At 69.4% G+C, this 25,496-nt stretch carries 24 protein-coding genes; 14 read left to right on the top strand and 10 right to left on the bottom strand.

The genetic code is table 11. From position 1 onward, the window contains the following. Positions 1–29 precede the first annotated feature (29 nt). Positions 30–1,193 carry a phosphatase domain-containing protein gene (locus tag ABH936_RS10975; RefSeq protein ID WP_404603254.1) on the bottom strand — a complete coding sequence of 388 codons (1,164 nt, stop codon included), beginning with the start codon at positions 1,191–1,193 and terminating at the stop codon, positions 30–32. Between the two features lie 180 nt (positions 1,194–1,373). Between ABH936_RS10975 and ABH936_RS10970 the strand changes: the two genes are divergently transcribed. Beyond that, a complete protein-coding gene (locus ABH936_RS10970) occupies positions 1,374–1,667 on the top strand; it encodes a GNAT family N-acetyltransferase (protein ID WP_404603253.1) in 294 nt (97 codons plus the stop codon). Here ABH936_RS10970 and ABH936_RS10965 read toward each other — a convergent pair. Then, positions 1,637–1,858, bottom strand: a complete 222-nt coding sequence (locus ABH936_RS10965) for a hypothetical protein (protein ID WP_062257452.1) — start codon at positions 1,856–1,858, stop codon at positions 1,637–1,639. The genes ABH936_RS10970 and ABH936_RS10965 overlap by 31 nt on opposite strands. 773 nt (positions 1,859–2,631) lie before the next feature. Further along, positions 2,632–4,152 (bottom strand): amino acid permease, encoded by a 1,521-nt coding sequence (locus ABH936_RS10960; RefSeq protein ID WP_006945746.1) that lies wholly within the window; start codon positions 4,150–4,152, stop codon positions 2,632–2,634. A gap of 386 nt (positions 4,153–4,538) precedes the next feature. Here ABH936_RS10960 and ABH936_RS10955 point away from each other — a divergent pair, with 386 nt between their 5' ends. After that, complete coding sequence (locus tag ABH936_RS10955) at positions 4,539–6,062, top strand: MFS transporter (protein WP_404603251.1); 1,524 nt, start codon at positions 4,539–4,541, stop codon at positions 6,060–6,062. A 105-nt stretch (positions 6,063–6,167) separates the two neighbouring features. Here ABH936_RS10955 and ABH936_RS10950 read toward each other — a convergent pair whose 3' ends face one another. Beyond that, positions 6,168–7,862: a long-chain-fatty-acid--CoA ligase gene (locus tag ABH936_RS10950; protein ID WP_312293351.1), complete on the bottom strand. Its 1,695-nt coding sequence runs from the start codon at positions 7,860–7,862 to the stop codon at positions 6,168–6,170. Positions 7,863–8,126: 264 nt separating this feature from the next. Here ABH936_RS10950 and ABH936_RS10945 point away from each other — a divergent pair, with 264 nt between their 5' ends. From ABH936_RS10945 to crcB, 8 genes are all read left to right on the top strand, one after another. Next, a complete protein-coding gene (locus ABH936_RS10945) occupies positions 8,127–8,669 on the top strand; it encodes an O-acetyl-ADP-ribose deacetylase (RefSeq protein ID WP_006945675.1) in 543 nt (180 codons plus the stop codon). A 129-nt stretch (positions 8,670–8,798) separates the two neighbouring features. Further along, complete coding sequence (locus tag ABH936_RS10940; RefSeq protein ID WP_038566853.1) at positions 8,799–9,194, top strand: MazG nucleotide pyrophosphohydrolase domain-containing protein; 396 nt, start codon at positions 8,799–8,801, stop codon at positions 9,192–9,194. Next, the gene (locus ABH936_RS10935; protein WP_404603250.1) at positions 9,191–9,766 is read left to right on the top strand and encodes a methylated-DNA--[protein]-cysteine S-methyltransferase; all 576 of its coding nucleotides are present in this window, start codon (positions 9,191–9,193) and stop codon (positions 9,764–9,766) included. The genes ABH936_RS10940 and ABH936_RS10935 overlap by 4 nt, the downstream gene beginning before the upstream one ends. An 85-nt stretch (positions 9,767–9,851) precedes the next feature. Further along, complete coding sequence (locus ABH936_RS10930) at positions 9,852–10,436, top strand: RNA polymerase sigma factor (RefSeq protein ID WP_404603269.1); 585 nt, start codon at positions 9,852–9,854, stop codon at positions 10,434–10,436. After that, positions 10,436–11,050, top strand: coding sequence for a methylated-DNA--[protein]-cysteine S-methyltransferase (locus tag ABH936_RS10925; RefSeq protein WP_038566849.1), 615 nt, complete (start codon positions 10,436–10,438; stop codon positions 11,048–11,050). Before ABH936_RS10930 ends, ABH936_RS10925 begins: the two co-directional genes overlap by 1 nt. Positions 11,051–11,206: 156 nt before the next feature. Further along, positions 11,207–13,246 (top strand): PhoX family phosphatase, encoded by a 2,040-nt coding sequence (locus tag ABH936_RS10920; RefSeq protein ID WP_038566847.1) that lies wholly within the window; start codon positions 11,207–11,209, stop codon positions 13,244–13,246. 112 nt (positions 13,247–13,358) lie between these two features. Continuing rightward, on the top strand, positions 13,359–13,745 hold the full coding sequence (locus ABH936_RS10915) for a CrcB family protein (RefSeq protein WP_235181999.1): 387 nt from the start codon (positions 13,359–13,361) through the stop codon (positions 13,743–13,745). Next, complete coding sequence (gene crcB, locus ABH936_RS10910; RefSeq protein ID WP_038566845.1) at positions 13,745–14,092, top strand: fluoride efflux transporter CrcB; 348 nt, start codon at positions 13,745–13,747, stop codon at positions 14,090–14,092. The genes ABH936_RS10915 and crcB overlap by 1 nt, the downstream gene beginning before the upstream one ends. A 70-nt stretch (positions 14,093–14,162) precedes the next feature. On the opposite strand, the gene ABH936_RS10905 is transcribed toward crcB, so the two are convergent. Both ABH936_RS10905 and ABH936_RS10900 read right to left on the bottom strand, forming a co-directional pair. After that, positions 14,163–15,689: an ATP-binding protein gene (locus tag ABH936_RS10905; protein WP_404360372.1), complete on the bottom strand. Its 1,527-nt coding sequence runs from the start codon at positions 15,687–15,689 to the stop codon at positions 14,163–14,165. Beyond that, a complete protein-coding gene (locus tag ABH936_RS10900) occupies positions 15,686–16,414 on the bottom strand; it encodes a response regulator transcription factor (protein WP_038566843.1) in 729 nt (242 codons plus the stop codon). The genes ABH936_RS10905 and ABH936_RS10900 overlap by 4 nt, the downstream gene beginning before the upstream one ends. A 311-nt stretch (positions 16,415–16,725) precedes the next feature. Between ABH936_RS10900 and ABH936_RS10895 the strand changes: the two genes are divergently transcribed. Further along, positions 16,726–17,790: a hypothetical protein gene (locus ABH936_RS10895; RefSeq protein ID WP_051805603.1), complete on the top strand. Its 1,065-nt coding sequence runs from the start codon at positions 16,726–16,728 to the stop codon at positions 17,788–17,790. Here the strand turns inward: ABH936_RS10895 and ABH936_RS10890 are convergent. Beyond that, on the bottom strand, positions 17,781–20,072 hold the full coding sequence (locus tag ABH936_RS10890) for a bifunctional metallophosphatase/5'-nucleotidase (protein WP_404603249.1): 2,292 nt from the start codon (positions 20,070–20,072) through the stop codon (positions 17,781–17,783). The two genes, ABH936_RS10895 and ABH936_RS10890, sit on opposite strands and share 10 nt — an antisense overlap. Before the next feature lie 269 nt (positions 20,073–20,341). Between ABH936_RS10890 and ABH936_RS10885 the strand changes: the two genes are divergently transcribed. Then, on the top strand, positions 20,342–21,391 hold the full coding sequence (locus ABH936_RS10885; RefSeq protein ID WP_404603248.1) for a pirin family protein: 1,050 nt from the start codon (positions 20,342–20,344) through the stop codon (positions 21,389–21,391). Positions 21,392–21,472: 81 nt separating this feature from the next. Here ABH936_RS10885 and ABH936_RS10880 read toward each other — a convergent pair whose 3' ends face one another. Further along, positions 21,473–22,114, bottom strand: coding sequence for a hypothetical protein (locus tag ABH936_RS10880; RefSeq protein ID WP_115296581.1), 642 nt, complete (start codon positions 22,112–22,114; stop codon positions 21,473–21,475). A gap of 255 nt (positions 22,115–22,369) precedes the next feature. On the opposite strand from ABH936_RS10880, the gene ABH936_RS10875 reads away from it, so the two are divergent. Together ABH936_RS10875 and ABH936_RS10870 are read left to right on the top strand one after the other, a co-directional pair. Further along, the gene (locus ABH936_RS10875; RefSeq protein WP_404603247.1) at positions 22,370–23,266 is read left to right on the top strand and encodes a lysoplasmalogenase family protein; all 897 of its coding nucleotides are present in this window, start codon (positions 22,370–22,372) and stop codon (positions 23,264–23,266) included. An 86-nt stretch (positions 23,267–23,352) separates the two neighbouring features. Then, entirely contained in the window at positions 23,353–23,838 is a 486-nt protein-coding gene (locus tag ABH936_RS10870) for a hypothetical protein (RefSeq protein ID WP_074045962.1), read from the top strand. 172 nt (positions 23,839–24,010) lie between these two features. On the opposite strand, the gene ABH936_RS10865 is transcribed toward ABH936_RS10870, so the two are convergent. Further along, the gene (locus ABH936_RS10865; RefSeq protein WP_083607261.1) at positions 24,011–24,424 is read right to left on the bottom strand and encodes a hypothetical protein; all 414 of its coding nucleotides are present in this window, start codon (positions 24,422–24,424) and stop codon (positions 24,011–24,013) included. A gap of 6 nt (positions 24,425–24,430) precedes the next feature. Next, the gene (locus ABH936_RS10860) at positions 24,431–25,477 is read right to left on the bottom strand and encodes an ATP-dependent 6-phosphofructokinase (protein ID WP_074045961.1); all 1,047 of its coding nucleotides are present in this window, start codon (positions 25,475–25,477) and stop codon (positions 24,431–24,433) included. Positions 25,478–25,496 lie beyond the last annotated feature (19 nt).

Raw genomic sequence — 25,496 nt, 5'->3', positions numbered from 1 at the left:
GTGCGAGCTCGCAGGCACGCGCCACCGCGTCAGGCGCCGGCAGCGTCCCGTTCCACCAGCTCGCGCATCGCGTGTTCCTGCTCGGACGATTCCCATTCGACGTCGTCGAGCAAGCGACGCGTCTCGTCGATGACGCGCTTCACCCCGGCCTCGGAGATCAGCCCCAACTCGTGAGCCCTGAGCGCCGCACCGACGTAGGTGTCGACGACCCAGATCCCCTTCGCGGCGAGTTCGGCGCGGCGTCCGGCATCCAGGGCCACGACGTCGTGGATGAAGACAGCCTTGACGACGTCTGCGTGCGCCCGCAGGATCTGCTCGCCGACGGCGATGTCCCCCTGCCCCGAATCGCCGACGAACACGAGGTCGTACTCGGGAAACAAGGTCGCGTAGTGCGCGATGTTGGCGACCTTCTTCGCGGCCATCGCGTCGTGCGTCGCGAGATGGAAGATGCTGCCCGTCATGATCGACAGATCCGCGAACCCGGCCTTGGTGAGTGACTCGCGGCTGTAGCTCTTCATCAACCCCAGGGCATCCGCAGGCCGCGCCGTGACGAACGTCAGGTCACCGCGCGAGAGCGGCGCGTCACGAGGTCCGAGGTCGAGTGCTTCGTAGAACGCAATGATGCCCGGGATGACGGTTCCGCGCGGGTAACGCGTCTCGTGGATCTTCGCCAGGGCGGTGTCGTCGATGTCGGACAGGGTCTTCGCCTGCCGCTCACCCTCGAGCGACGAGGACGCGGCGAAGTGGTCGAGAATCTCGGCGCGGATGGCGTCGTCGTCGATGTCGGCGAAGACGAGACCCTCCAGATCGTGTCGGCCCTTCGCGAGGTTGAGCGTGTTCTTCAGGTGCGTCAGGTCGTTGCCCGTGTGGGCGAGCAGCATGTCACGGATCGCGCCCTCCATCGCAGCCGACGTCGCGCCGCCCTGCATCCCGTGGATGACGGCGACCTGCGCCGCCATGCTCAACTCGTGACGCCTCGTGCGGGTGAGCAACTCGATGAGGGCGGTCTCGTTGTCGGGGCCGATGAGGCGGTCATCCATGTCGTCGAACAGCTTGGCCGCGTCGACGTTCTCGAGGACGTCGTTCAGCTCCGCGCCGGGCGCCTCGCGCAGCAGCGTGAGGATCTGCTTCTCATCACGTCGCCCCGTCGGGCCGTCGAGAAGGGAGTTGACGAGATCGAGCGTGACACCCACGAGGCCTCCCCTGGCCGAACGGCTGACGGCAGCCGATCACGGCGCCGCCCGGGCGCACCACGCCCGCGACGACAGCCTATCGAGCCTCGATGCGGCGCCCCGCACCTCACCGACACACCTCACCGACACACCGCGCGGGATACTCGCCCGCCCGCGAGTTCGGCGTGCCACAGTGAGTGCATGAGCGACACCATCACCGTGAAGAAGAACACCGAGACCCACCGCTACGAGGGTTTCCTCGACGACGAGCAGGTCGGGTTCGCCGACTACCGCGAGGACGGCGACGTCGTCACGATGCCGCACACGCTGGTGCCGGAACGCTTCGGTGGCCGCGGTTTCGCGAGCCAGATTGTCCGTTTCGCGCTCGACGACGTGCGCGCGGCCGGCAAGAAGGTCGACCCGGTCTGCCCGTACGTCGCGTCGTGGATCGACAAGCACCCCGACTACGCGGACGTGCGCGTCACGGCCTCTTGAGCGGGCGGTTCGTGGCCCCAACGGCGCGCGAACACCGCGAGGTCCTCGACACCACGCGTCGACGACGCCGTCGGCGCGTGCAATACGTGCGCGCCACCGACCCATGCCATGGACAGCCCGGCCTGCTCGGCGCGCATCGCGAGATCGAGGTCGCCGATGGCCGGGTCGCGGTAGTCGGGGGCAGAAACCACCGAGCAACCGCCACTCGCGCACGCGGACGGCGAAGTTGCCCGACAGGAGCAACCGATGGTCCTCGTTCGCGTGCACGTCACCAGGAGGCGGGAACGCGCGGCGCGGGTGCGGGTCGACGAGCTGCGCGACTCTGCGTCGTTTCATGGCCGCCAGGTCATCATCGGCCGACAGGTAGGTGATGGGGCCGTTGAACAACCACCCGCGGCTCGTGCCGCACACGGCAAAGGCGTCGCGATACGCCTCGAGGAACCCTGGTAGTGGGATGCTGCGCGAGTCTGGATGGATGAAACCCTCACGCCCCTGAGCGATGGCGATGCTGGCACCCATGTTGCCCGCCCGACCGATCATGAAGTCGGCCGCGTCGAGCTCGTGCAGCTGTACGTCGGGATCGTTCGCGAGCAAGGCGATCGATCGCGCTCACGCGAGATCGTCCACGACGACGTGCGGGACGCCGGATGCGACGTCGCGGAGGAATCGCCGCTGCTGCTCCAGCGAACCCAGATCTCCCGACGTCGCCGTCACGAGGGCGAGACGCGGCGGTGCAGACGAGGGTGCAGGAGACCACTGAGGCTTCGAGCGGAGGAAACGCTGAGGCACGCAAGACCTTCCGAGACATCCGCGACGAGGTCGTCGACACCCCGGTAACGAATCGCTTCTATCCCAAAATGCGACCCACATCTGAAAATTAGTCGCCGGTACAGCTCGAAACCGAACACCGCGCGCTGGCCGAGTCAGCGCAGCCTGTCAACGCGCCCAGCCGGTCAACCCGCCGTCAGGAGTGCGAGCGGGTGCGCGTGAGATCCGCCTCGAGCGGGTCGACCTTCTTCGACTTCGTCATGAGCTTGTGGCCGGCCCACACGGCGAGGAACAGCGGCAGGCCGATGTAGCTCTCGAGCAGGCCGCCGGGGTCGACGGTGCCTTCGAAGATCAGGTCTTTGTTCTGCAGCACGATGACGAGCGCGCACATGCCGAGCGCGACGACCGGCCCGAGCGGGTACCACTTCGCGCGGAACGGCAGATCCTCGACGCGGCCACCTTGTGCGACGTACGCCTTGCGGAACTTGAGGTGGCTCCACGCGATACCGCACCACGTGATGAACCCCGCGAGACCGGAGGCAGCGACGAGCCAGCCATAGGCGTCGGACGAGAGCAGGCTCAGCCCGTAGCAGCCGAGCGCGACGAGGGCCGTCAGCAGCAGCGCCGGCATCGGTACGGAACGGCGGTTGGTCTTGAGCAGGAAGCGGGGCGCCATGCCCTTCTGGGCCATCGCGTAGAGCATGCGGGTCGAGACGTAGAGACCGGACGAGCCGGCCGACAGGATGGCGGTGAGAATGACCGCGTTCATGACGCTCGCCGCACCGACCACGCCGACCTTCTCGAAGATCAGCGTGAACGGCGACGCCTGGATGTCGCCGTCAGCGGCATTGACGAGGCGCGGGTCGGTGTACGGCAGCAGGAAGCCGATGACGACGAACGCGCCGATGTAGAAGATGAGGATGCGGAAGAACACGGCGCGGATGGCCTTCGGGATCGTCTTCTCGGGCTCGTCGGCCTCACCGGCGGCGACACCGATCATCTCGGTGCCCTGGAAGCTGAATCCGGCGATCATGAAGATGGCGATGATGCCCGAGAACCCGCCGACGAACGGCGCCTGGCCGGTGGTCCAGTTCTTCGTGCCGGGCGCCTCCGTCATGATGCCGAAGATCATGAGGACGCCGACGGTGAGGAACACGAGGACGGTGATGACCTTGATCGAGGCGAACAGGAACTCGCTCTCGCCGAAGGCGCGAACACTGATCGCGTTGATGGCGAACAGGATGGCGAAGAAGACGAGCGCGACGAGACGCTGGTCGACGTCCGGCGCCCAGTAGTTGACGACGGCGCCCGCCGCCGCGATCTCCGCCGCGACCGTGATCGCCCAGTTGAACCAGTAGTTCCAGCCCTGCGCGAAGCCGAAGCTGCGGCTGACGAATCGGGTGCCGTACGACTCGAACGAGTTGGCGAGCGGCAGATACGTCGACATCTCGCCGAGGCTCTGCATGAGCAACCACACCATGAACCCGATGACGCCGTACGCGACGAGCGCGCCGCCGGGGCCCGCCTCGTGGATCGAACCGGCGGAGGCGAGGAACAGGCCCGTCCCGATGGCGCCGCCGATGGCGATCATGTTGAGGTGGCGCGCATTGAGGTCGCGTCGCAGCTCGTTCTGACCACCCGCGCCAGGCGTCGGGTCGGCGACGGAGCCCGCGGGCCCTGACGGCTCGGCGGGCGTGGAATCGGCCTGTGTGGCCATGGCGTCTCCTGCGAGATCGAGAAGTGGATGACGCGGCGTGAGGACCGGTCGTTCGGTTCCTCGCCGGGCACCTGCCCGGCGGGCGAGCCGGGCTCAGAGTAGCAACGCGAGCCGCCCGGAGAAGGGGCGACACGGGGGCCGACAACCCCTGCTGCGGCGTGAGATGTGCGGCAAATCACATCGTCGCGACAAAGCTGTGGCGCCGCGCTGCCTCAGCGCTGCCGAACCTCGCAGATCGGGGCCGCAAGGCGTCCGAGCACTGGACATTCCGGGGCATCGGCGATGGGATGAGAACCGTTTTTTCCCATTCGAGACGAACACCCACGAGCGACGAATGCGCTGCGGGCCCGGCTTCGCCCACCCGAACGTGCGCAGGAGAAACACACATGTCCCATACCGCTTCCGCCGCACCGGACGGCGAGCCCCGCGAGCTCGAACGCGACCACATCACCGTGGTCGAGAAAGCTCCACTCAAGAAAGCCATCACGGGCGCCACCATGGGCAACCTCATGGAATGGTACGACTTCGGCATCTACGGCTACCTCGCCGCCACGATGACGAAGGTGTTCCAGCCCGAGGGTGGCGACGACTCGACGAAGATGATCATCACCTTCGCCGTGTTCGCCGTCAGCTTCCTCGCCCGCCCCTTCGGTGGCCTCGTCTTCGGCCCCCTCGGCGACAAGATCGGGCGTCAGAAGACGCTCGCCATCACGATGCTCGCCATGTCGATCGCGACGGGCGCCATCGGTCTACTGCCGTCGTTCTCGACCGCCGGCTGGTGGGCGTTCGCCGGTCTCATCATCTGCCGCCTCATCCAGGGCTTCTCCACCGGCGGTGAGTACTCGGGCGCAACGACGTTCGTCTCCGAGTACTCCCCCGACAAGCGTCGCGGCTACTTCTCGAGCTTTCTCGACACCGGTTCCTACCTCGGTTTCGCGGTCGGCGCCGCCGTCGTCGCGCTGTTCAGCATCGGCCTCGGCTCCGAGACGATGGACGACTGGGGCTGGCGCATCCCGTTCCTGCTCGCTCTGCCGTTCGGCCTGCTCGCCATGTACTTCCGCATGAAGATCGACGAGTCGCCGACGTTCGAGAACACGCAGGCCGCCAACGAGGCAGCCGAGAGCAACGACGCCATCGACGAGTCGCAGACGCAGCTCGGCCCGGTCGGCATCATCAAGCACCACTGGCGCCCGCTGCTCATCGCCATGGCGCTCGTCGGCGCGACGAACACCGCCGGCTACTCGCTCACGTCGTACATGCCCGGTTACCTCGAGAGCAACCACGGCTACACCACCCTGGGTGCCGCTGCAGCCACCATCCCGGCGCTCGTGGCGCTCTCCCTGGCCGTGCCCTTCGTCGGGCGCTTGTCGGACAAGATCGGCCGCAAGCCCGTCTACTGGATCGCGATCATCTCGACGCTGCTGTTCACCTACCCCGCCTACATGATGATGAAGAACCAGACGCTGGCCTTCGTCGCGATGTTCATGCTGGCCTTCTCCGTCTGCTTCTACGTCGCGATGTCGGCCTCGACGCTGCCCGCGCTGTTCCCGACGGCCTCACGCTTCGGCGGCATGGCGCTGTCGTACAACATCGCCGTCTCCCTGTTCGGCGGCACCGCGCCGATGATCAGCGAAGCGCTCGTCAAGTGGACCGGCAGCAAGAACGCGCCGGCGCTCTACACGATGTTCTTCGCCGTGCTCGGCGGCATCGCATTGCTCGCGATGAAGGAGTCGGCGCGTAGACCGCTGCCGGGTTCGATGCCGACGGTCGCCTCCGACGAAGAGGCCCACGAACTCGTCGAGACGCAGCACGACAACCCCGACATCGTCCACGAGGACCTGCCGTTCGACGCGCACGACGCCGCGAACGCGGCAACCGCGGGGACCACTTCCGACGCCGAGAAGCGCTGACGTCCGCTGCCGCGAGCGCTGAGTCCACAGCGCTCGCAGCCACGAAGGCCGCCACCCGATCGGGGTGGCGGCCTTCGCCGCCGTGTCGCCGCGACCACCGCTCGTTCAGTCACCCTGGTTCGCGTGCTCGTGCAGCAGCTTGGTGACCTCGCGGCGCAGCACCTTGCCCATCGGGTTCGTCGGCAGTTCGTCGACGACGACGAAGCGACGCGGCGCCTTGTACGCCGTCAGCTTGCCCTTGACGTGGCGGCGCAGCGCCTCGGCGTCAGCATCGGTGTGGCCGTCGGCGAGCACGACGGCGGCGACGACGTCCTCACCGCCCGCGGTGGCGGGCAGCCCGACGACGGCGGCGTCAGCGATCGAGTCGTGTTCGCGCAGCACGCCTTCGACCTCGCTCGGGTAGACGTTGAAGCCACCGGTGACGATCATCTCCTTGATGCGGTCGACGACCGTCAGGTAGCCGCCCTCACCCATCTCGACGACGTCGCCGGTGCGGAAGAAGCCGTCGTGGAACGCCTCCTGCGTCGCCTCGGGCTTCTTGTAATAGCCACCGAAGACCTGCGGACCCTTGACGAGCAGCTCGCCCGGGCCGGACTCCGGCGCGTCCTTCGTGACGTCCTCGGGATCGGCGAGGCGGATCTCGACGTCGGGGAACGGCACGCCGATCGAGCCGGCGCGACGATCGTCGGAGATGGGGTTGCCGACGACGACCGGGCTCGTCTCGGTGAGGCCGTAGCCCTCGATGAGGTGGCCGCCCGTCGCCTCCTCCCAGCGTTGCACGAGCGCGGACGGCAGCGACATCGCGCCCGACAGGCCGATGCGGATGCCCTCGAGGCTGACGTCGCGCTTCTCCGCCTCGTCGAGGATGCGGGCGTACAGCGGCGGTACACCCGGAGCGAACGTCGGGGTGCGACGCTTCACGGCGTCGATGATGAGCGGCACCTCGGGGGCGGGCAGCATGAGCAGGCACGCGCCGAGGTTGATGCCCGCGAGGACGCCGATCGTCAGACCGTACGCGTGGAACATCGGGAGGACGACGAGGAACGTCTCCTCACCGTCACGCAGCTGCGCCCACGCCTTGCCCTGCAGGCAGTTGGCAGCGAGGTTCGCGTGCGTGAGCGGGACGCCCTTGGGGGTGCCGCTCGTGCCCGAGGTGTAGAGCATGATCGCCGGGTCACCGGCCGATGGCTTGGGGTGGTCGACGGGCAGCGTGCCGCGTGAGAGCAGGTCGTTCCAGCTCAGCAGGCCCTCGGGCGCCGGGCCGGTGAGCCGCTCGCGCGACTCGCGCGCCTTCTTCACCGGCAGGCGCAGCGCGAGACGCTTGACGAACGGCAGCTCCGCCGTCACGTCGATCGCGACGATGTGGCGGACGCCGTTCTCCTGCGCGAGGTCGACGAGCATCGGGCTGATCTTGTCCCATGCGATGACGACCTCGGCCTCGTGGTCCTCGAACGGCGCGCGCAGCTCACCGATCGTGTAGAGCGGGTTGTGCTGCACCGCGATCGCGCCGATGCGCATGATCGCCTGCGTGACGACGACGTTCTGCGGGCAGCCAGGCAGCAGGACGGCGACGCGGTCGCCCGCCGTGACACCGAGGTCCAACAGACCGGCCGCGGCGGCGTCGACCTGAGCCTTGAGCTGGTCGTAGGTCGTGACGCGCCCCATGAAGTCGATGGCCGGGCGATCGCCGAATCGCGCGACGGCGGAGTCGAACTGATCGACGAGCGTCGCCATGCCGTAATCGAGGCGCAGGGGCACACCGGGCGAGTAGGAGTTCGCCCACAGCGCGTTCGTCAGCATCGTCGTCATCCTCCATCGGCGCGTCGCGCCTCGTCACGGCTGGTCTCGTCACAGCACGAGGTGCCGAGCGGGATCGCCGGCACCGTCTTCGAGTGTATGCCCCGTCACGTCGAGCTTCTACACCCGTAGTACCCATCGGCGATTCCTGTCCCCTCCTGCGAACTACGTCCCCGGTCGCGATTCCTGTCCCCTGTGCGATTTTCGGTCACATTCGCGAATCCCGTCCCCACCTGCGGAACTGCGGCGCGGTGCAGGATGGGTGCCATGAACACCGTGACAGTCCATGAGGCCCCCTCCGTCGAGATCGTGCGTGGCGACATCACGACCGAGCAGGTCGACGCCGTCGTCAACGCCGCGAACTCGGGCCTGCTCGGCGGTGGCGGCGTGGACGGTGCCATCCATGCCGCAGCAGGGCCGCAGCTGCGCGAGGAGTGTCGCAAGCTGCGCGCGACACGGCTGACGGGCGGATTACCGACCGGCGAGGCCGTCATCACCGGCGCGGGGCGGATGCCCGCGCGCTACGTCATCCACACTGTCGGCCCGAATCGTCATGCGGGCCAGACGGATCCGGCTCTTCTAAGCTCCTGTTTCGCCGAGTCATTGCGGATCGCCGACGAGGCGGAATGCCGCTCCGTGGCCTTTCCCGCCATCAGCGCGGGCGTGTACGGCTGGGACGTCGAAGAGGTCGCGTGCATCGCTCTCGAGGTGGCGCGTTCCGCCCGATGTGCACATGTCCGGTTGATCCGTTTCGTGCTGTACGACGATCGCGCACTCGCCGCTTTCGAACGTGCTGCCGACCGAGCCTGACCGCATCCCGGCCAAGGCGAGTCGGATCTCTCTCGGGCAGACCAACGGCAGGGTGCGGGGAGCGTTCCTGCGGGCCGGTTGGGTGGCCACGTTCGATGGCTTGTCGGCGCCGCGTGGTTGGCTTCGACCATGGAGCTGAACGAGTGGAGTGGACGCATCGAGGGCATCTCGGCTGCGTACGGCGAGTACTTCGCTGTGGAGCGCACGCCGGAGTGGGTCCTGCTCAAGCTCACCGAGGAGGTCGGGGAGCTCACGCAGGCCTATCTCGCCTCGAGCGGGCAGGGTCGAAACCGGGGCAAGAGCGACGACGAGCTGCGCCAGGACCTCGAGGGTGAGGTCGCCGACGCGTTCGCCATGATCCTGGTCTTCGCTCGGAGCGCGGGTATCGACATCGAATCAGCGCTGACGACGAAGTGGCTCCCGTGGGAGAAGTTCCACGCCGATCGAGCCGCAGGTCTGGCGCCCGAGCCACTCGCCCATCGGTGGCCCGAGCCGTCCGACGATGACTCGCAGGCGTCGTCATGACCGTCGCGAGTCCTCCCCTGCTGCGCGGTGACGGCGCGAGCGCGCAGAATCGTCGGTCAACCCGCCTCGCGACGCCGCTGGGCGACATGCTCGTCGCCGCGAGCGATGACGGGGTGCTCGGCGCCTACTTCGACGGCCAGGCGCATCAGCCGGACGCGGCGTGGTTCGGCACCCGCGTCGAGCGGTCCGACGATGCCCTCCTCGACGCCGCGGCGCAGCAACTCACCGCCTGGTTCGCCGGGGAGCGGACCGATTTCGACCTTCCGCTCGCCCCGCTCGGCACCCCGTTCCAGCGCAGCGTCTGGGAGCTGTTGCTGCAGATCCCTCCCGGCGAGACGACGACGTACGGCGAGCTGTCGGCGTCGCTCTCACCCGACGGAGTCGCCACCCCTGGCCAGGCACAGGGCGTCGGGCAGGCCGTCGGGCACAACCCGATCAGCGTCATCGTGCCGTGCCACCGCGTCGTCGGCTCGGACGGTTCCCTCGTCGGCTTCGCCGGCGGCCTGGATCGCAAACGCTGGCTCCTCGCCCACGGGGAGAGCGAGACGACCCGTGAATCCCGTTTGTTCTGAACGGTTCTCGCGCCGCTCGGCTCGGTTGCGAAAAACGTCCTCTCGCCGACCTCACACTTCGTCGTTCTCGGACGACTCCTGAGTGATGACACAACCGCTCTTCCACGAGATCGTCGAACGCCATGGGCCGACGGTTCTGCGCGTGTGCGCCGCGACCCTCGGGCCCGGTGCGGACGCGGAGGACGCCTGGTCCGAGACGTTTCTCGCGGCTCTGCGGGGCTACCCGTTCGACGACATCGAAGACGTCGAGGCATGGCTCGTGCGCGTGGCGCGGCACAAGAGCGTCGACATCGTGCGACGGAATCGCCGCGCCGCACCACACCCCGAGCTCGTCCGCGATGTCGAGGCGGCCCACGACTCGACTCGATCGCGGCGCCTCGGCGCCGGAGCCGCCAAGGACGACGACGCCGGGCAGGCGCTTCAACGCCTGTTCGTCGACGACGTCCACCCGGGCGCCGACGTCGAGGCCTGGGACGGCGAGTTGTGGAGCCACGTGGGCGCTCTGAGCGAACGGCAGCAGTTCGTCGTCGTGCACCGCTACGTGGGGCAGTGGACCTACCCGGAGATCGCCGACAAGCTCGGCTGCTCGACGGCGGCCGCCCGGCGTTGCGGAGCCGACGCCATCGCCGCGCTGCGTCATCGACTCATCCCGACCCGAGAGGACACCTGATGACCAGCGACGACGTGTTCACCACGACCATCGACGCCTTCACCGACGCGTCATCGACCGAGGCGCTGACGAATCGTCTGCTCGAACATGTGCGTCCGCGGGACGTCGACGTCGTGTGGACGACGCACGAGACGCTGCTCGGTCGGCTCCTGCTCGCCTTCCGCGACGACGCCGTCGTCCGCATCGCGTTCGAGTCGGAGGGCTTCGACGCCGTGCTCGACGACCTCGGTGAACGTCTCGGACGCCGCACGCTGCGCTCGGCCCAGCCCGCCGACACCCTGCGCCGCCAGCTCGACCTGTACTTCACCGGGGTGCGCGTGGAGTTCAGCGTGACGCCCGACCTGTCGTTGTCCACTGCCCCCTTCCGACGGGAGGTGCAGTCGAGCCTGACCACGATTCCCTACGGCCGCACCATCAGCTACGCCGATCTCGCCTCCTCGACGGGACGCCCCCGCGCGGTTCGCGCCGTCGGCAGTGCCTGCGCGAGCAATCCGCTACCCATCGTCCTCCCCTGTCACCGGGTCGTGCGTAGCGACGGCTCCCTCGGCAACTACCTCGGCGGCGTCGAGGCGAAGCAGCGGTTGCTCGAGCTCGAGTCCGCCGCCGCGCCTTAGGCCCACCTAAGTCATGCAGCCGGCTCTCAGGGTTTACGCCGACGACATCTGCGCGACGTCTCGTGTCTGCCTCGACGCCCAAGGATCGACCCGCGTGGGCGCCCCCACCGTCCGCCCTGATCAGCTCCCGACTTTCCGCCCCGGCGAGGAGACCCCATGAGCCCCAAGCTGCTCCCCCTCATCAATACCCGCCACGGTTCGCGCAGCGCGAAGACGTGCGAGTACCGCTGCGCCAACCAGTGCGACGCGCCGACGCCGAACACCTCGGGCAACGAGGAATTCCAGACTCTCGCTCAGCGTGCCATCGCGCGTCGCGCGATGCTCACGGGCTCCGCGGGCGCCATGGTGCTCGCCGGTTTCGGCGCGCAGGCTGCTGCGGCGGACACTGCGCACGGCCACCACCCGCGACCCGAGCGCAATGTCGGGCGCGCCTCCTTCACCTCCGTCGCGCCGAACCGCAAGGATGACGTCGTCAGCGCCGAAGGGTTCACGCACGACGTGATCATCCGTTGGGGCGACCCCGTCACCAAGCGCGCACCGCGTTTCGACGTCCACCACCAGACGCCCGAGGCACAGGCGCAGCAGTTCGGTTACAACAACGACTATGTCGGCATCATCCCGCTCGACGGTCGCCGCGCCCTGCTGAGCGTCAACCACGAGTACACCGACCCGGAACTGATGTTCCCGACCGGGACGGACGAGCTGCTCAAGAAGAAGATCGAGATGGCCGCGCACGGTCTGGCGGTCGTCGCCATCGAGAGGGGCCGGGCCAAGGGGTCATGGAAGGCCAGCGACCCGCGCCGCTCGCGCTACAACCGCCGCATCACGGCCAGCACGCCGCTGCGCGTCGACGGCCCCGCCGCTGGTCACGAGCTGCTGCGCACCAAGGCTGACCCCAAGGGCACGACGATCCTCGGCACCTTCGCCAACTGCTCCGGCGGCACCACGCCGTGGGGCACGACGCTGCACGGCGAGGAGAACTTCCACGGCTACTTCGACGCCTCCGGCGCGCTCGACCCCAAGCAGGCCGATGCCTACAAGCGGTACGGCATCACCGGCCAGGGCAAGGGGTGGAAGGACGTCGACGAGCGTTTCGACCTGACGAAGACCCCGAACGAGGCCAACCGCTTCGGTTGGATCGTCGAGCTCGACCCGCTCGACCCGTCAGCCCCGCCCGTCAAGCACACGATGCTCGGCCGTGTGAAGCACGAAGGCTGCAACGTCACGATCGCACGTGACGGCCGCGTCGTCGCCTACACCGGGGACGACGAGAAGGGCGAGTACATCTACAAGTTCGTCTCACGTGACCGCTACCAGCGCAGTGCCTCGCCCGCCGCACGCCGCCACAACAAGACGCTGCTGTCCGCCGGCACGCTCTACGTCGCGAAGTTCACCGGTGACGGCGACGCCGACGGCGTCCACGACGGCACAGGCACGTGGATCCCGCTCGCGAGCGAGAAGAAGTCGTACGTTCCGGGCATGAGCGTCGCGGAGGTGCTCGTCCACACGCGCGTGGCGGCCGACAAGGTCGGTCCGACGCGCATGGACCGCCCCGAGGACATCGAGCCGAACCCCGTCAACGGCAAGATCTACTGCGCGCTGACGAACAACTCCGACCGCGGCAAGAAGTTCACCACGGACGAGGCCAATCCCCTCGCCTCGTCGATGACGCGCAAGAAGCTGGGCGAGCCGCTCACGGCCACGTCCGGCAACCGCAACGGATACATCCTCGAGGTCACCGAGGGCCGTGGCGGCTCCTGCGGCAAGGGGTACGAGACCTCGACCGACTTCACCTGGGATCTCATGCTCATCTGCGGTGACCCGGCCGCGCAGGAGACGTACTTCGCCGGCTTCCCGAAGGAGCACGTCAGCCCGATCAGCTGCCCCGACAACGTCGCCTTCGACGCCGTCGGCAACCTGTGGATCTCCACCGACGGCAACCAGCTTGGCTCCAACGACGGGCTCTTCCGCGTCCCGACGAACGGGCCGGAGCGCGGCCGCGTCCAGCAGTTCCTCACGGTGCCCTACGGCGCCGAGACCTGCGGGCCGCTCGTCAGCCCGGACCAGCTGTCCGTCTTCACGGCCGTGCAGCACCCGGGCGAGACCGACGACGCGACGTTCGAGAAGCCGACGAGCACGTGGCCGCACACGGACGCCTTCCCCCGCCCGTCGGTCATCGTCTCCTACGCGAAATGACGATGCTCGTCTGAGCGAGCGTGAGCCGTGAGGTCAGACGAGCAGGCGCCGGCGGCTCACCCGCGCATCAGGTGAGCCGCCGGCGTCATGCGTCATGGCCTAGGCTCGGGCCGTGAGTTCGCCCGCCTTGCATCGTCGCGTCTCGATGGTCGCTCTCGTCGCCCTGGGCGGCGCAGCGGGGGCGATGGCCCGCGCCGGTGTTGCGGCCGCGATGCATGCGCCGTGGGCGACGCTGACGGTCAACCTCGTCGGCGCGTTCGTCCTCGGCGGGCTGCTCGAGTTCTTCACCCGCGCAGGCGACCGCCCGGCCTGGCGTCTGCTGCTCGGCACCGGGTTCTGCGGGGCCTTCACGACGTACAGCACGTTCGCGCGAGAGGTCGCCGAACGCTCCGCTGGGTCGGGAGTGGGCCTCGCCGCCGCGGAGGTCGCGCTCGGCCTCGCAGCCGCGGCGGCGGGGGCCGTCGTCACCGCCCGTTGGGCACCTCGGAGCAGCGCATGATGACGTGGCCGCTCATCGCCCTCGGTGGCGCTGTCGGAGCCGTCCTGCGCTTCGTCCTCGACGGAGAGATGAAGGCCCGCGGCCCACGCACGTGGCCCCACTCGACGTTCGCCGTCAACCTCCTCGGCTCGTTCGTGCTCGGCGTCCTCACCGCGCATCCTCGCCCAGGATGGTTGAGCGCCCTCGTCGTCACCGGCGTCTGCGGCGGCTTCACGACGTTCTCCACCGCGAGCGTCGAAACGCTCACCCTGCTGCGCGCACGGCGCGCGGCCACTGCTCTCGGGTACGCGGTGGGCAGCGTCGTCGCGTGCGTCGCCGTCATCCTGTTGGCCCACCGCATCGCCTGACGGCCGGGCTCGGGCCGGCTGTCGAGCCGCGCGGCGCGCATCCGACACCGCGACCGGCTCGAACCGAAGCTCACTCAGCCCCGAGCGCTGCGGGGCGGCGCGGCAACGTCACGATCGCCGTCGTGCCGGCAGTGCTGGAGTCGAAGTGGATGCTCGCCTCCATCGACTCCGCGAGTGCCATCGTGATGGCGAGGCCCAGCCCACCGCGACGACCGGTGTCCGAACGCGCCGCCCCCTTGAAACGTCGCCCTGGTTCGGCGGCGACGGACGCGGGCAGCCCCGGCCCGTCGTCGGCCACCTCGACGACGACGCTGTCGCCGGCGTCGCGCACGCTGAGCTGCACGCGCGTACCAGCGGGCGTGTGGCGTCGCGCGTTCGTCACCAGATTGACGATGACGCGGCGCACCCCGTTCTCGTCGCCCACGATCTCGCACGCCTCGTCCGGCGCGTCGAACGCCCACAGGTGCTGCGGCGCCATCAGTTTCGCGTCGGACAACGCCTCCAACGCGAGGAACGTGACGTCGACGCTCTCCTGTGCCGCGCGTTGGCCGGCGTCGAGGTGGGCGAGGAGCAACAGATCCTCGACGAGGCGCGCCATCCGGATGCTCTCGCGTTCGATGCGACGCAGCGATGGCGCCAGCTCGAGCTCGAGCGCGCGGACGTCACTCGCCGCCCTACGTCCGTGGTCAGCGCCGCCATCCTGGCCCTCAACGCCCGAGAGGCCCGCGCCGGCAGACTCGCCCGCCGCCTCGGATCGCTCGGCCTCTACGGCGCGCGTGAGCATCGACGCGGACAGCTCGGCATGCGATCGCACGACGGCCAGCGGCGTGCGCAGTTCATGGCTGACGTCGGCCAGCATGGTGCGCAGGGCGGCCTCGCTCTCGTCGCGGCGCGCGAGGGCCGCCTCGACCTGACGCAGCAGATCGTTGATGGCGTGCGTGAGCACCCCCACCTCGTCGGCGGCTCGTCGCGGTTCGGGCACACGGCGGCTGACGGCGTCCTCCACCGATTCCGCGGGTGTCTCGGCGATACTGCGCGCGGTGCGCGTGACGGCCTGCAGGGGCCGCACCTGACGTCGCGTCAGCCACACGCCGACGGCGCTCGCCACGATGCCCGCGGGCACCCACAGTGCCAGTTGCCACGCGGCGAGGCGGGTGAGGTCGCGCTCCGCAGGTTCCATGCTGACGGCAGCGAGCACCTCGGTGCCGGGCTGCCTCAGCGTGGCGACGCGCATGTCGTCGCGTTCGGGCAGCTTGACGTCGCGCAGGCCGTCCGGGCGATCGAGCTCGGTTCGCAGCGCGGTGGCGTCCTCCGCCGCCACCACGCGGTCGGGGCCGTTGGCGCGCACGTCGAGCCGGTCGCCACGTCGCACCATGACGATCGCCCCGGACGGTAGTTCTTCCGCCAGCTCCTGCGCCGACGTGTGCTCGTGGTTGACCGCAACGTGCAGGGTGTCGTCGATGCTCGCGTGGATGACGGCGCGTGACAGCAGGAACGAGGCGATGCAGCCGATGGCGGCGAGCACCATCGTCAGCGTCATGACGAGCACTGCGACGCGGGTGCTCAGCTTGCGTGGCCGCAGCCGTGCGAGGTTCATCCCGCGGCGGGTCGCATGGTGTATCCGAGGCCCCGCACCGTGTGGATGAGCGCCGGATGCGACCCGTCGATCTTCTTGCGCAGGTAGCTGATGTAGAGCTCGACGACGTGCTCACCGCCCTGGAAATCCTCGCCCCACACCGCGGCGAGCAACTCCTGCTTCGAGCACACGCGACGCCCGTTCTGCGCCAGGTGCCGCGCGAGCGCGAACTCGGTGGCGGTCAGACGGATCGGTTCGCCGGCGCGCGACACCTCGTACGTCAGGGTGTTGATGACGAGGTCGTCGACGACGAGATGCTCGCCCTGCCCCTGCGCGACCATGCCGCTGCGGCGCATGAGCGCCTCGGCGCGGACGATGACCTCCTCGAGGCTGAACGGCTTCGTCAGGTAGTCGTCAGCGCCCTGCCGGATGCCACTCACCCTGTCCTCCAACGCATCCCGCGCCGTGAGGAAGATGACTCCCGCCTCGGGCAGGATCGAGCGGATGCGGGCGAGGACGTCGAAACCGTCCGTGTCCGGCAGCCCGATGTCGAGGACGACGACGTCCGGGCTCTCGCGCCGCGCGAGGGCGACGGCCTGCGAGCCGGTCGTCGCCGTCAGCACCTGCCAGCCCTGGAACGTGAACGCCGCCGACAGCGACGTGAGCAGGCCCTCCTCGTCGTCGACGATGAGGACGCGCGCTGCACGTCCGGTGACGTGACGAAAGGATGCCTCGCGGGTGTTCATGCTCCCACGATAGAAGCCGCCGAGACGCGCGAAACAGACCACAGTTCCATGAGAGGGAATTCTGAGGAAGGGGCGATAGTTTCATCTTCGTGCCCAGGAAGGTGCTCCCGTTCCCCCCTGGTGTGATGCGTCCTGGGCACCCCAGCGGCGGTGGAGGTCTCGACCTTCACCGCCGCTTTCTTCTCACCGCGGGCGCGTCGTCCACAGGCCGTGACGGCGGGAGCGCTCTTTCCGCTGCCGGAGCAGGCTGATCCACAGGGTGGCCGTGCTGACGTTGGCGCCGCTCATGGCCCGCCCGCCACGCTCGAGCCATGAGCGACGATCTGGCACCCGGCCCCCTGTTCGACACCCCCGCGCCTGACACCTCCGACGACGCCGCACCGACGCTCGTCGGCGCGTGGATGAGCCCCGGCCTCCTGACACATGACGGTGTCGTGCCGCATGACGAGCGCCTGCCGGGCGATTTCGGTGCGACCGGCCCCGGGGCGGACGATCCCGACGCGGGCGGCCCGGCGGAAACCGGCCTCGGGTCGGACGAGGCGCCGTCGGCCAGCCAGCCGTCCCCTGCTGACCCGACGGCCGGTGAGTCGGCCGCTCCCGAAGACGCGCCTGCTCCGGAGAACGAGCCAGCTCTCGAGGACGGTCTCGTTCCAGGGGACGATCTCGAGTCGTGCGCGGCGACCCTCGCAGTCGCCGTCGTGCTCGAGCGCGGCGCTCCGTCTGCATGGCGCGCCGTGCCGGTGCGTCAGGGCCTGAGCAGCGCCGTCATCGATGCGGTGATGACGCCCCGCGTCATGACGAGCACCGTCGACGCCGTCGTCGCCCGCCACGAGGCCGCGTTCGGGGCGGGCACCGCGTCGGAGCTGCTGCACGCGTTCGATCTCATGGGCGAGACGACGTGGCGGGAGGAGATCGGCACCGGCCACCGCACCCGCGCCAGTGTGGACGCACCCCACAAGAGCGCCGTCATCCGTCAGGCGGCGGCGCTCCTCGCGGGCCGAGGTATCGAGTCATGCGCCGACCTGGTGGCGGCCGCCCACGACGACGACCTCCGACGGGCCTGGTGCGCGCTGCCCGGCCAGTCGTCCGGCTCGACGTGGCGTCACCTGCTGCTCGCCGGAGGGTGCGACGACGTCATGTTGTGCCCCCTCACCCGATCCTTCGCGCGCCGCGCCACCGGCCACACCCTCACCGCCGACGAGCTCCACGCCGTCATCGTCTCCGCGGCCGTCCAGTTGGGCATCACGCCCGCCGCGATCGAGCACCAGATGTGGCGCGGCGCGCTCACGGCGAAGCGCCGCCGCCCCAGCGTGAGCGACGACGGCGCTGCGCGTGAGGGGGCCGATGAGCCCCCTGCTGTCGACGATCAGCTCTGACGGCGCAGACGCATCGCGATGCCCGCGCCGGCAGCCACCACGACGACAGCCAGGCCCGCGAGGCCTGTGACGGCGCGCTCGTTGCTCACGCCATCGGTGTCGACCTTCGGCCCCGTCGTCGTGCTCGGGGACGTGCCGTCGGAAGCGGAACCGGTCTCCGTCGCGCCGGTGGTGGAGCTCGTCGAACCGGCCGGCGGCGTCGTGGGCTCGGTCGTCGGCGTGGTCGGCTCGGTCGTCGGCGTCGTCGGTTCCGTCGTCGGCGTCGTGGGCTCGGTCGTCGGCGTCGTCGGCTCGGTCGTCGGCGTCGGGGTCGTCGTGGCGCCGGCCTCGAGCGTCACGGGGAAGCTGCCCGTCGTGCCGGATTCCTTGGCCCTCAGCGTGATCACGGCGTCGCCGGCGGCGAGGTCGCTCGGGGCGGTGAACGAGATCGTGGCCTCACCGTGGTTGGCCGGGTAGGGCGGGGTGGCGGCGCTCGTCGCGCTGATCGGGAACGTTCCGACCACGTGGCCACCGATCGAGACCTCGACCGAGGTGTTCGTCGGCGAGTTCTTGCTCGTCATGTCGAAGCCGGAGGCGGTGAACTCGACCTTCTCCCCGGCCTTGACGCTCGTCGGCTGGCCATGGATGGACAGCGACTGCTTGGCGTACGACGGCTTCACCGGGCTGTGCGCCTTGAGCCACTCGACGAACAGGCCCTGGTCGATGAGACCGGAGTCGGAGATCGGGCCACCCTCGTTGAGGGCGGTGAAGTTGTCGCCGCCGGCCATGAGGAAGGAGTTGGACGCGACGGTGTACTTCGCCGCCGGGTCGATGGGCTTGCCGCCCACCATGACGCTGGTGATGCGCGAGCCCGCGGGCTTGGTCTCGTCGAACGTGTACGTGACGTTGCTCGACAGGCCCATCTTGAGGAACGGGCGGGAGGCGCCGTCGGGCTGCCACTGCTGCTCGAGGAGCTTGACGAACGTCGAGCCCGAGATCTCACGCGTCGCGACCGTGTTGTTGAACGGCATGACGGCCGCGGCCTGCGCGAACGTCAGGTTGCCCGCGGCGTCGGGGACGAGGTCGGCGCGCACGCCGCCGGGGTTCATGATGCCGATCTCGACGCTGCCCGGGCGACCGGGCGCGTTGAGGGAGTCGACGTAGCTCTGCGCGATGGCGTTCGACAGGTTCGACTCGGCGAGACGGTCGTCGCGCGAGCCGTCGGGCTTGAGCGCCGAGGTGATCGGGCCCGTGGCCTGCGCGATGACCTGCTGACCGATCTGCGCGGCGCGCGCGTTCGCCGAGTCGACGATGGAGGCCGCCGCGGTGTAGGCGGGCAGCGACGCGCAGGCGTCCGTCGGCGCCGTGACCTTGCGGTTGACGACGGAGTACTGCTTCACCTTCCCCGAGGCCTTGTCGTAGCCGAGGTTGAGGATGCCCAGGTTGTGCGCGTAGAAGTCGGTCTGGATGATCGGGCGCGTGCCGTCGCCGTCAGGCACGGGAGCGTCCCAGTCGTACAGCTGGTGGGTGTGGCCGGTGAAGATCGCAGAGACGTTCGCGCTCGTCTTCGTCACGATGTTCTTGAAGACGGGGCTCGCGGATTCCATCTGCTCCAGCGTCGCGCTGCCGCCCTCCGGCGCACCCTCGTGGTACTCGGCGACGACGACGTCGGCCTCACCGTTCGACGGGTCGCCGTCCTTCAGCTTCGCGGCGACACGGTTGACGGCGGCCACGGGGTCACCGAAGTCGATGCTCGCGATGCCGTCGGCGCCGACCATGTTCTTCGTGTCCGTCGTGACGGCACCGACGACGGCGACCTTGACGCCGTTGACGTCGAGCACCTTGTACTCGGGCAGCGCGGGCGTCGTCGTGCCCTTCTCGTAGACGTTGGCACCGAGGTAGGTCCACTGCGCGCGCGACTGGACGTGACCGGTCAGGTCGTCGAAGCCCTTGTCGAACTCGTGGTTGCCGACGGAGGAGACCTGCAGCTTCAGGGCGTTGAGGTAGTCGATCGACGGGTTGTCGTCCTGCGAGGCCGACTCGAACGGCGAACCGCCGACGTTGTCACCGGCCGAGATGAACGCCGAACCCGGGAACTCCTGCTCGGCCGAGGCGACGGTGCAGGCGAAGTCCTTCGTGAAGTGACCGTGGAAATCGTTGGTGCCGAGCAGCGTGACGGGCGTGAGGTCGGCGTCGAGCGTGGGAACGACGGTGGCGGCGTTCGCGGCAGGCGTCAGGGCACCGGCGAAGGCGAGTGCGAGCACACCGGAGAGGGCACAGGTGCGCGCGATGCGGTTGGTCATGAGGTTCCTCGAGGTTCGAAGTGTTCGGCGGACGCTCGGCCTGGGGCACGTCGCCGCTGCAGGAAGGACAGCGCCTCATTGTGCGCAGGCTGGCCACCCCCTGGGTGCCCCCAGCGCCCCCTGCGCATGATGTTCACCAACTGTTCGCCTGACGTCGTCGACCACGGGCGAAACCGCGGTGGCGGCCGTCCACCTCACCCACCCCGCCAGGCGGAATAGTTGAAATGTAAACTAGGTTGAACCAGGCAACCGATCGCCAGGAGGATCACATGCCCGCCGTCACCGCAGACACGCTCACGTTGCCGCGCCTCGCCGCACCCGCGGCCACGGCCCGCGAGCGCCGCGTCACCCGTCACGTGGCCGGCCCGAAGGGGTACGAGGGCGAGGGTTTCCCGGTCACGCGCGCCTTCGCCGGCATCCCTCACGACGAGCTCGACCCCTTCGTCCACATGGACGAGATGGGCGCCGTCAACTACGCCCCGGGCGAGCCGAAGGGCACCGACTGGCACCCGCATCGCGGTTTCGAAACCGTCACCTACATCATGGACGGGCGCTTCCAGCACCAAGATTCGCACGGTGGCGGCGGCATGATCGAGAACGGCGCCACCCAGTGGATGACGGCCGGTTCCGGCGTGCTGCACATCGAGACGCCCCCGGCCGAGCTCGTCGTCTCCGGCGGTTTCTTCCACGGCATCCAGCTGTGGGTCAACCTGCCGGCCGCGCAGAAGTTCGCCGACCCGCGATACCAGAACATCGACGGCACGGACTCCGAGCTCGTGACGACGCACGACGGTGCCGCGCTCATCCGCATCATCGCCGGCTCCATCGGCGGCTTCCGCGGCCCGGGCAGCACGCACACGCCGATCACGATGGCACACGCGACGATCCCTGCCGGCGTGCGCGCCGACATCCCGTGGGAGGCGTCCTACAACGGCCTCGTGTTCGTCCTGTCCGGTTCGGGCACCATCGGCAGCACGCCCGCTGACGGTTCGTCGCCCCGGCCCATCTCGGCGGGTCAGACGATCGTCACGAGCGCCGGTGACCTCATGACGCTGACCGCCGACCCCCGCCAGGACGTCGAGACCCCGTCGCTCGAGGTGCTGCTGCTCGGCGGTCGCCCCATCAAGGAACCCGTCGTGCAGTACGGTCCCTTCGTCATGAACACGAAGGCGGAGGTCATGGCGGCGTTCGAGGACTTCCGCTCAGGACGCCTCGGCCGCGTCCCCGCGGACGCCCTGCGCCCCTACCGCGCGACGGAGGCCGAACTGCGCGACGCCGTGGCCGCCATGCCGCACGGGGGCACCATCACGACCCCCTGACCACCGCGCCGCCGTCCCCATCGGCGATTTTCGTCCACCTTCGAGGCCGGCTCGTCGCCCACGACGGGCCGGCCGGCGTCGTCACCCAACGGGCAGAGCGGGCATCTGCATGACGAACCACACCGCGAAGCCGACGGCCAGTGCGAGGGTGACGATCGCGACGACGGCCGTGACCGCGGGCGCCGTCCGAGGGCGTGGGCGCTGACCGCGCGGGGCTGCGATGACCTTCGGCAGCCGCCACACGTAGGCGAGGACGTGCGTCGCGGCGCAGATGATCCACCCCCAGAACGACGCCTCGTGCAGCGTCAGCCAGATCGTGTCCGGTTCGTACAGCGTCACGATGCCAGTGCCGATGACGCTCGCAGTGAGCACCACGAGCAGCGGCGCAAGCAGTCGCAGGACGATGAACGGTGGCCCTGACGCGACGTAGCGGCCGTCGCGCGTGTAGTAACGCACGAGCCGGTAGCCGGTGGAGGTCAGCTTGACGAGGACGACGACGCCCGCGGCGATGCCCAGCCCCGCATGCCACTCGATGAGCCCCTCGACGTCGAGCAAGGTGACGCCGACGGCGCTCAGGATGAGGACGAGCGAGGCGCCGAGCGTTGCGGTCAGGCGTGAGTTGGCGACGACGCCGTCGTCCGCGGCGGGCTTGTCGACGCTTTCGGGGCGGAACAGCTCGGCGGGGAAGACCACCTCGTCGAGCGGTTCGGGCAGGCGATTCATGCGCCGATCATGCGGCCGCGCAGCGAGATGCGCCAACCAGTGCAGGCAAACCTGAGCTCGCCACCTCGTGCTCACTCCGGCGACACAGAACCCGCCCCGCGAAGCTGCCTGCCCGTTATCCACGCCCGCGGGGTCGATATCCACCGCGAGGCCATCGCGAAGCTGCGATGCTGAGGGGACGAGAACGGCGCTGACGCGCCCCCGAGACCGAACCCGAGTTCGAGGAGAGATGACGATGACGCACGGTGAGCGGGTATGAAACTGCGTCCTCTGCGCCACCGTTCGGCAGGCCGCGCAATCGCCTCACTTCCCGGCGCGGCCACGCGCCCTGCAATCGCTCGCCTCGCGACGACGCGCCCCTCGGCCGCGGCATACGTCGTCGTCGCTGCGACGACCAGCCTCGGGGCTCTGTTGCCCGACGATCGCCTCCACGCCGTCACCAAGCATCTCGTCGCACCGCTCGCCGCGCTCGACGTCGCGACTCGCCCGGGGGTGTGGACCCCGCGTCGCCGTCCTACGACCGGCACGCTGCTCGTCGCCCTCACCGGCTCGGCCATCGGCGACCACCTCATGCTCGCCGAGTCGCGCAGCGAGGGCGCGGCGGCTCGCCGTCATCTGCGTCGCGGCGCGGCCGCATTCGGTGTGCAGCAGCTCGGCCTGCTCACCGTCATGCGCACGCGCGGCCAGCGCTTCACGCCGCGCACGATCGCAGTCGGCGTGACGACGCTCGCCGCGCTCGCCGTGGTCGATCACGTTGCCGCCCGGCGCGATTCCGTCTCGTCGATCGTGCCGGACGACAGCGCTCCGAGCGCCGCTCACAACCCGGACGCCGCCAGGGTTCAGCCGAGCGCCGCCGAGCCGCGCACGCCCGACGCGCCATCGTCCGCACTGCCCGACCCTGTCGTCGCGACCTACGGGGCGCTCCTCGTCGCCATGGCCATGCTCGCCCAGGACGACGCCCGTACCGCCCGCGGCGGGGCCATCTTCCTCGCGAGCGACGCCCTCATCGTCACCCGACAACTGCTGCCGCACAGCAGGCTGCGGCGCGTCGCCGACACCGCCGTCATGGCGACGTACACCGCGGCGCTCGCGATGCTCGTCGACGCGTTGGCCGCCGACGACATCACTCCCGCGCGATGTCACCGCGGGTGATAATGCAGGCATGGCTCTGCAGATCGACTACTTCGCCGCCGACGACATTACTCCCGCGCGATGTCACCGCGGGTGATAATGCAGGCATGGCTCTGCAGATCGACTACTTCGCCGCCGCGTCCGACGACGAGGCCGCGGCGCTCGTCAACCTCGAGACGGGGGTGCGCTCGATCCCGTTCGACGACGAATCCGACGCTCCGGCAGTCGAATACGACGTCGTCCCCTCCCAGGTCGTTGATCCGGGCCTCGCACTCGGCTACCTCAACGAGCTGTTGACGGGCGTGCCCGTCGAGGAGTTCGTGACGAACGGCTGGCCCGCGCTCGTCGCGACGAGTCACGACGAGCAGAAGTTCGTCCTGCAGGTCGACCCGGGGTTCGTCGCGCTCATGTCGACGCGCGAAGGGCCGTTCGACGACCTCGCCGCCCAATGGGCCGCCGTCGAAGCGCCCGAGGACGCCGAAGAGTGGGACGCCGACCCGCGTGAACTCGGCGAGTTCCTGGCCCAGTTCGTCGCGCTCGCGCTGACGGCCGGCGACGAGGGCAAGCACGTCTACTGCTGGCTGTGGCCCTGACGGGTCTGGGTGCTCGCCGGCCCGGCGCCGCAGGAGACGCCCGCCGGATGGCAGGTCACTCACACATAGGCGCGCAACTGCGTGCCTCCCTGATCGTCAGTCGCCATCCTGCATCACGCGAGGCCACCGCAGCGCGCCATGCGAGGCCGCCACGCCGCATCACGCGCAGCGATCACCTTGCAAGGTCCTCCCGCGACAGCGCACGGTAGGCGTGCCAGGCCGGTTCCTCGTACGGGTGCGCAGCGAGCATGGCGTCGAGCGCCCGCACGGCGTCGCGACGCGGGCACACGACTTCGATGCGCTGCTCCTGCACGACCTCGGGGCGCCCTACGGCGCCGATGTGCGGCTGCGCGCCGGCGAGCGGTTCGAAGCGCCCTTCGCCGGTGACGCTGAACGAGCACGCGCGGTAGTCGCCGATCGCACCCGCCCCGGCCCGCGCCGCAGCGTCACGCACCGCGTCGACGTGGCTGAGAGGGGAGAACACGACGATGACGACGAGGTCGTCGCGGCCGCCCGCACCCCCGTCACCCGCGCCGAGGTACTGGCCCCCACGCCGGACGGCGCGCGCCCAGCGCGTCTCATGCACCGTCGATCACCCGAACAGGACGGCTGCCTCGTCCCACTGCTTGCGCGGGACGGTCTTGAGCTCCTTCGTCGCCTCGGCCATCGGCACCGTCACGATGTCGATGCCCGAGAGCGCCACCATCTGACCCCACTTGCGCTGCATGACGGCGTCGATGGCGGCGTGCCCGAAGCGCGTCGCGAGCACGCGGTCGTAGGCCGTCGGCACACCGCCGCGCTGCAGGTGGCCGAGCGTCGCGGCGCGCGTCTCGATGCCGGTTGAGCGTTCGATGAGCGGTGCGAGCGCCTCACCGATGCCACCGAGGCGCGGGCGCCCGGCGGCGTCGAGGCCACGTTCGGCCGCGATGTCCTCGAGCTCGCCCTTGTCGTTCTTCAGCTGAAACCCCTCGGACACGACGACGACAGGCGCACGCCCGCGCGCCTGCGTCAGCAGTACCCACTCGGTGATCTGCTCGAGCGTCACCGACACCTCGGGGATGAGGATGGCGTGGGCGCCGCTCGCGAGCCCGGCGTGCAGCGCGATCCAGCCGACGTGACGGCCCATGACCTCGACGACCATGCAGCGGTGGTGCGCCTCCGTCGTCGTGCGCAGGCGGTCGATCGACTCGGTCGCGATGGAGACGGCGGTGTCGAACCCGAAGGTGTAGTCGGTGCCCGACAAGTCGTTGTCGATGGTCTTCGGCACACCGACGACGGGCAGCCCGTCGGCCGCGAGACGCGCGGCACCCGACAGCGTGCCCTCGCCTCCGATCGCAATGATCCCCTCCATGCCGTGCCGTTCCATGACGGCGCGAATCGCGTCGGGGCCTCCGACGCCGTCGATGCCGTTGTAGGGGTGCGTTCGGGAGGTGCCGAGGATGGTGCCCCCCTCCTTGGACAGCCCACGCACGCGACGGCGTGGAAGGGAGAACACGTCGTCGACGATGAGGCCGCGCCACCCGTCACGGATGCCGACGAAGTCCTGCTCATAGATCTTGTCGCCCTTCATCACCGCGCCACGGATGACGGCGTTGAGGCCGGGGCAGTCGCCGCCAGAGGTCAGGATGCCGATGCTCATGCTCCTAGTTTCTCCCATG

Origin of the sequence: Dermacoccus sp. GAS27A, from assembly GCF_044909235.1 — a bacterium.
GTDB lineage: Bacteria > Actinomycetota > Actinomycetes > Actinomycetales > Dermatophilaceae > Dermacoccus > Dermacoccus nishinomiyaensis.
The sequence above is the reverse complement of the archived record's forward strand: the minus strand, read 5'-3'. Positions and strand labels throughout refer to the sequence as shown.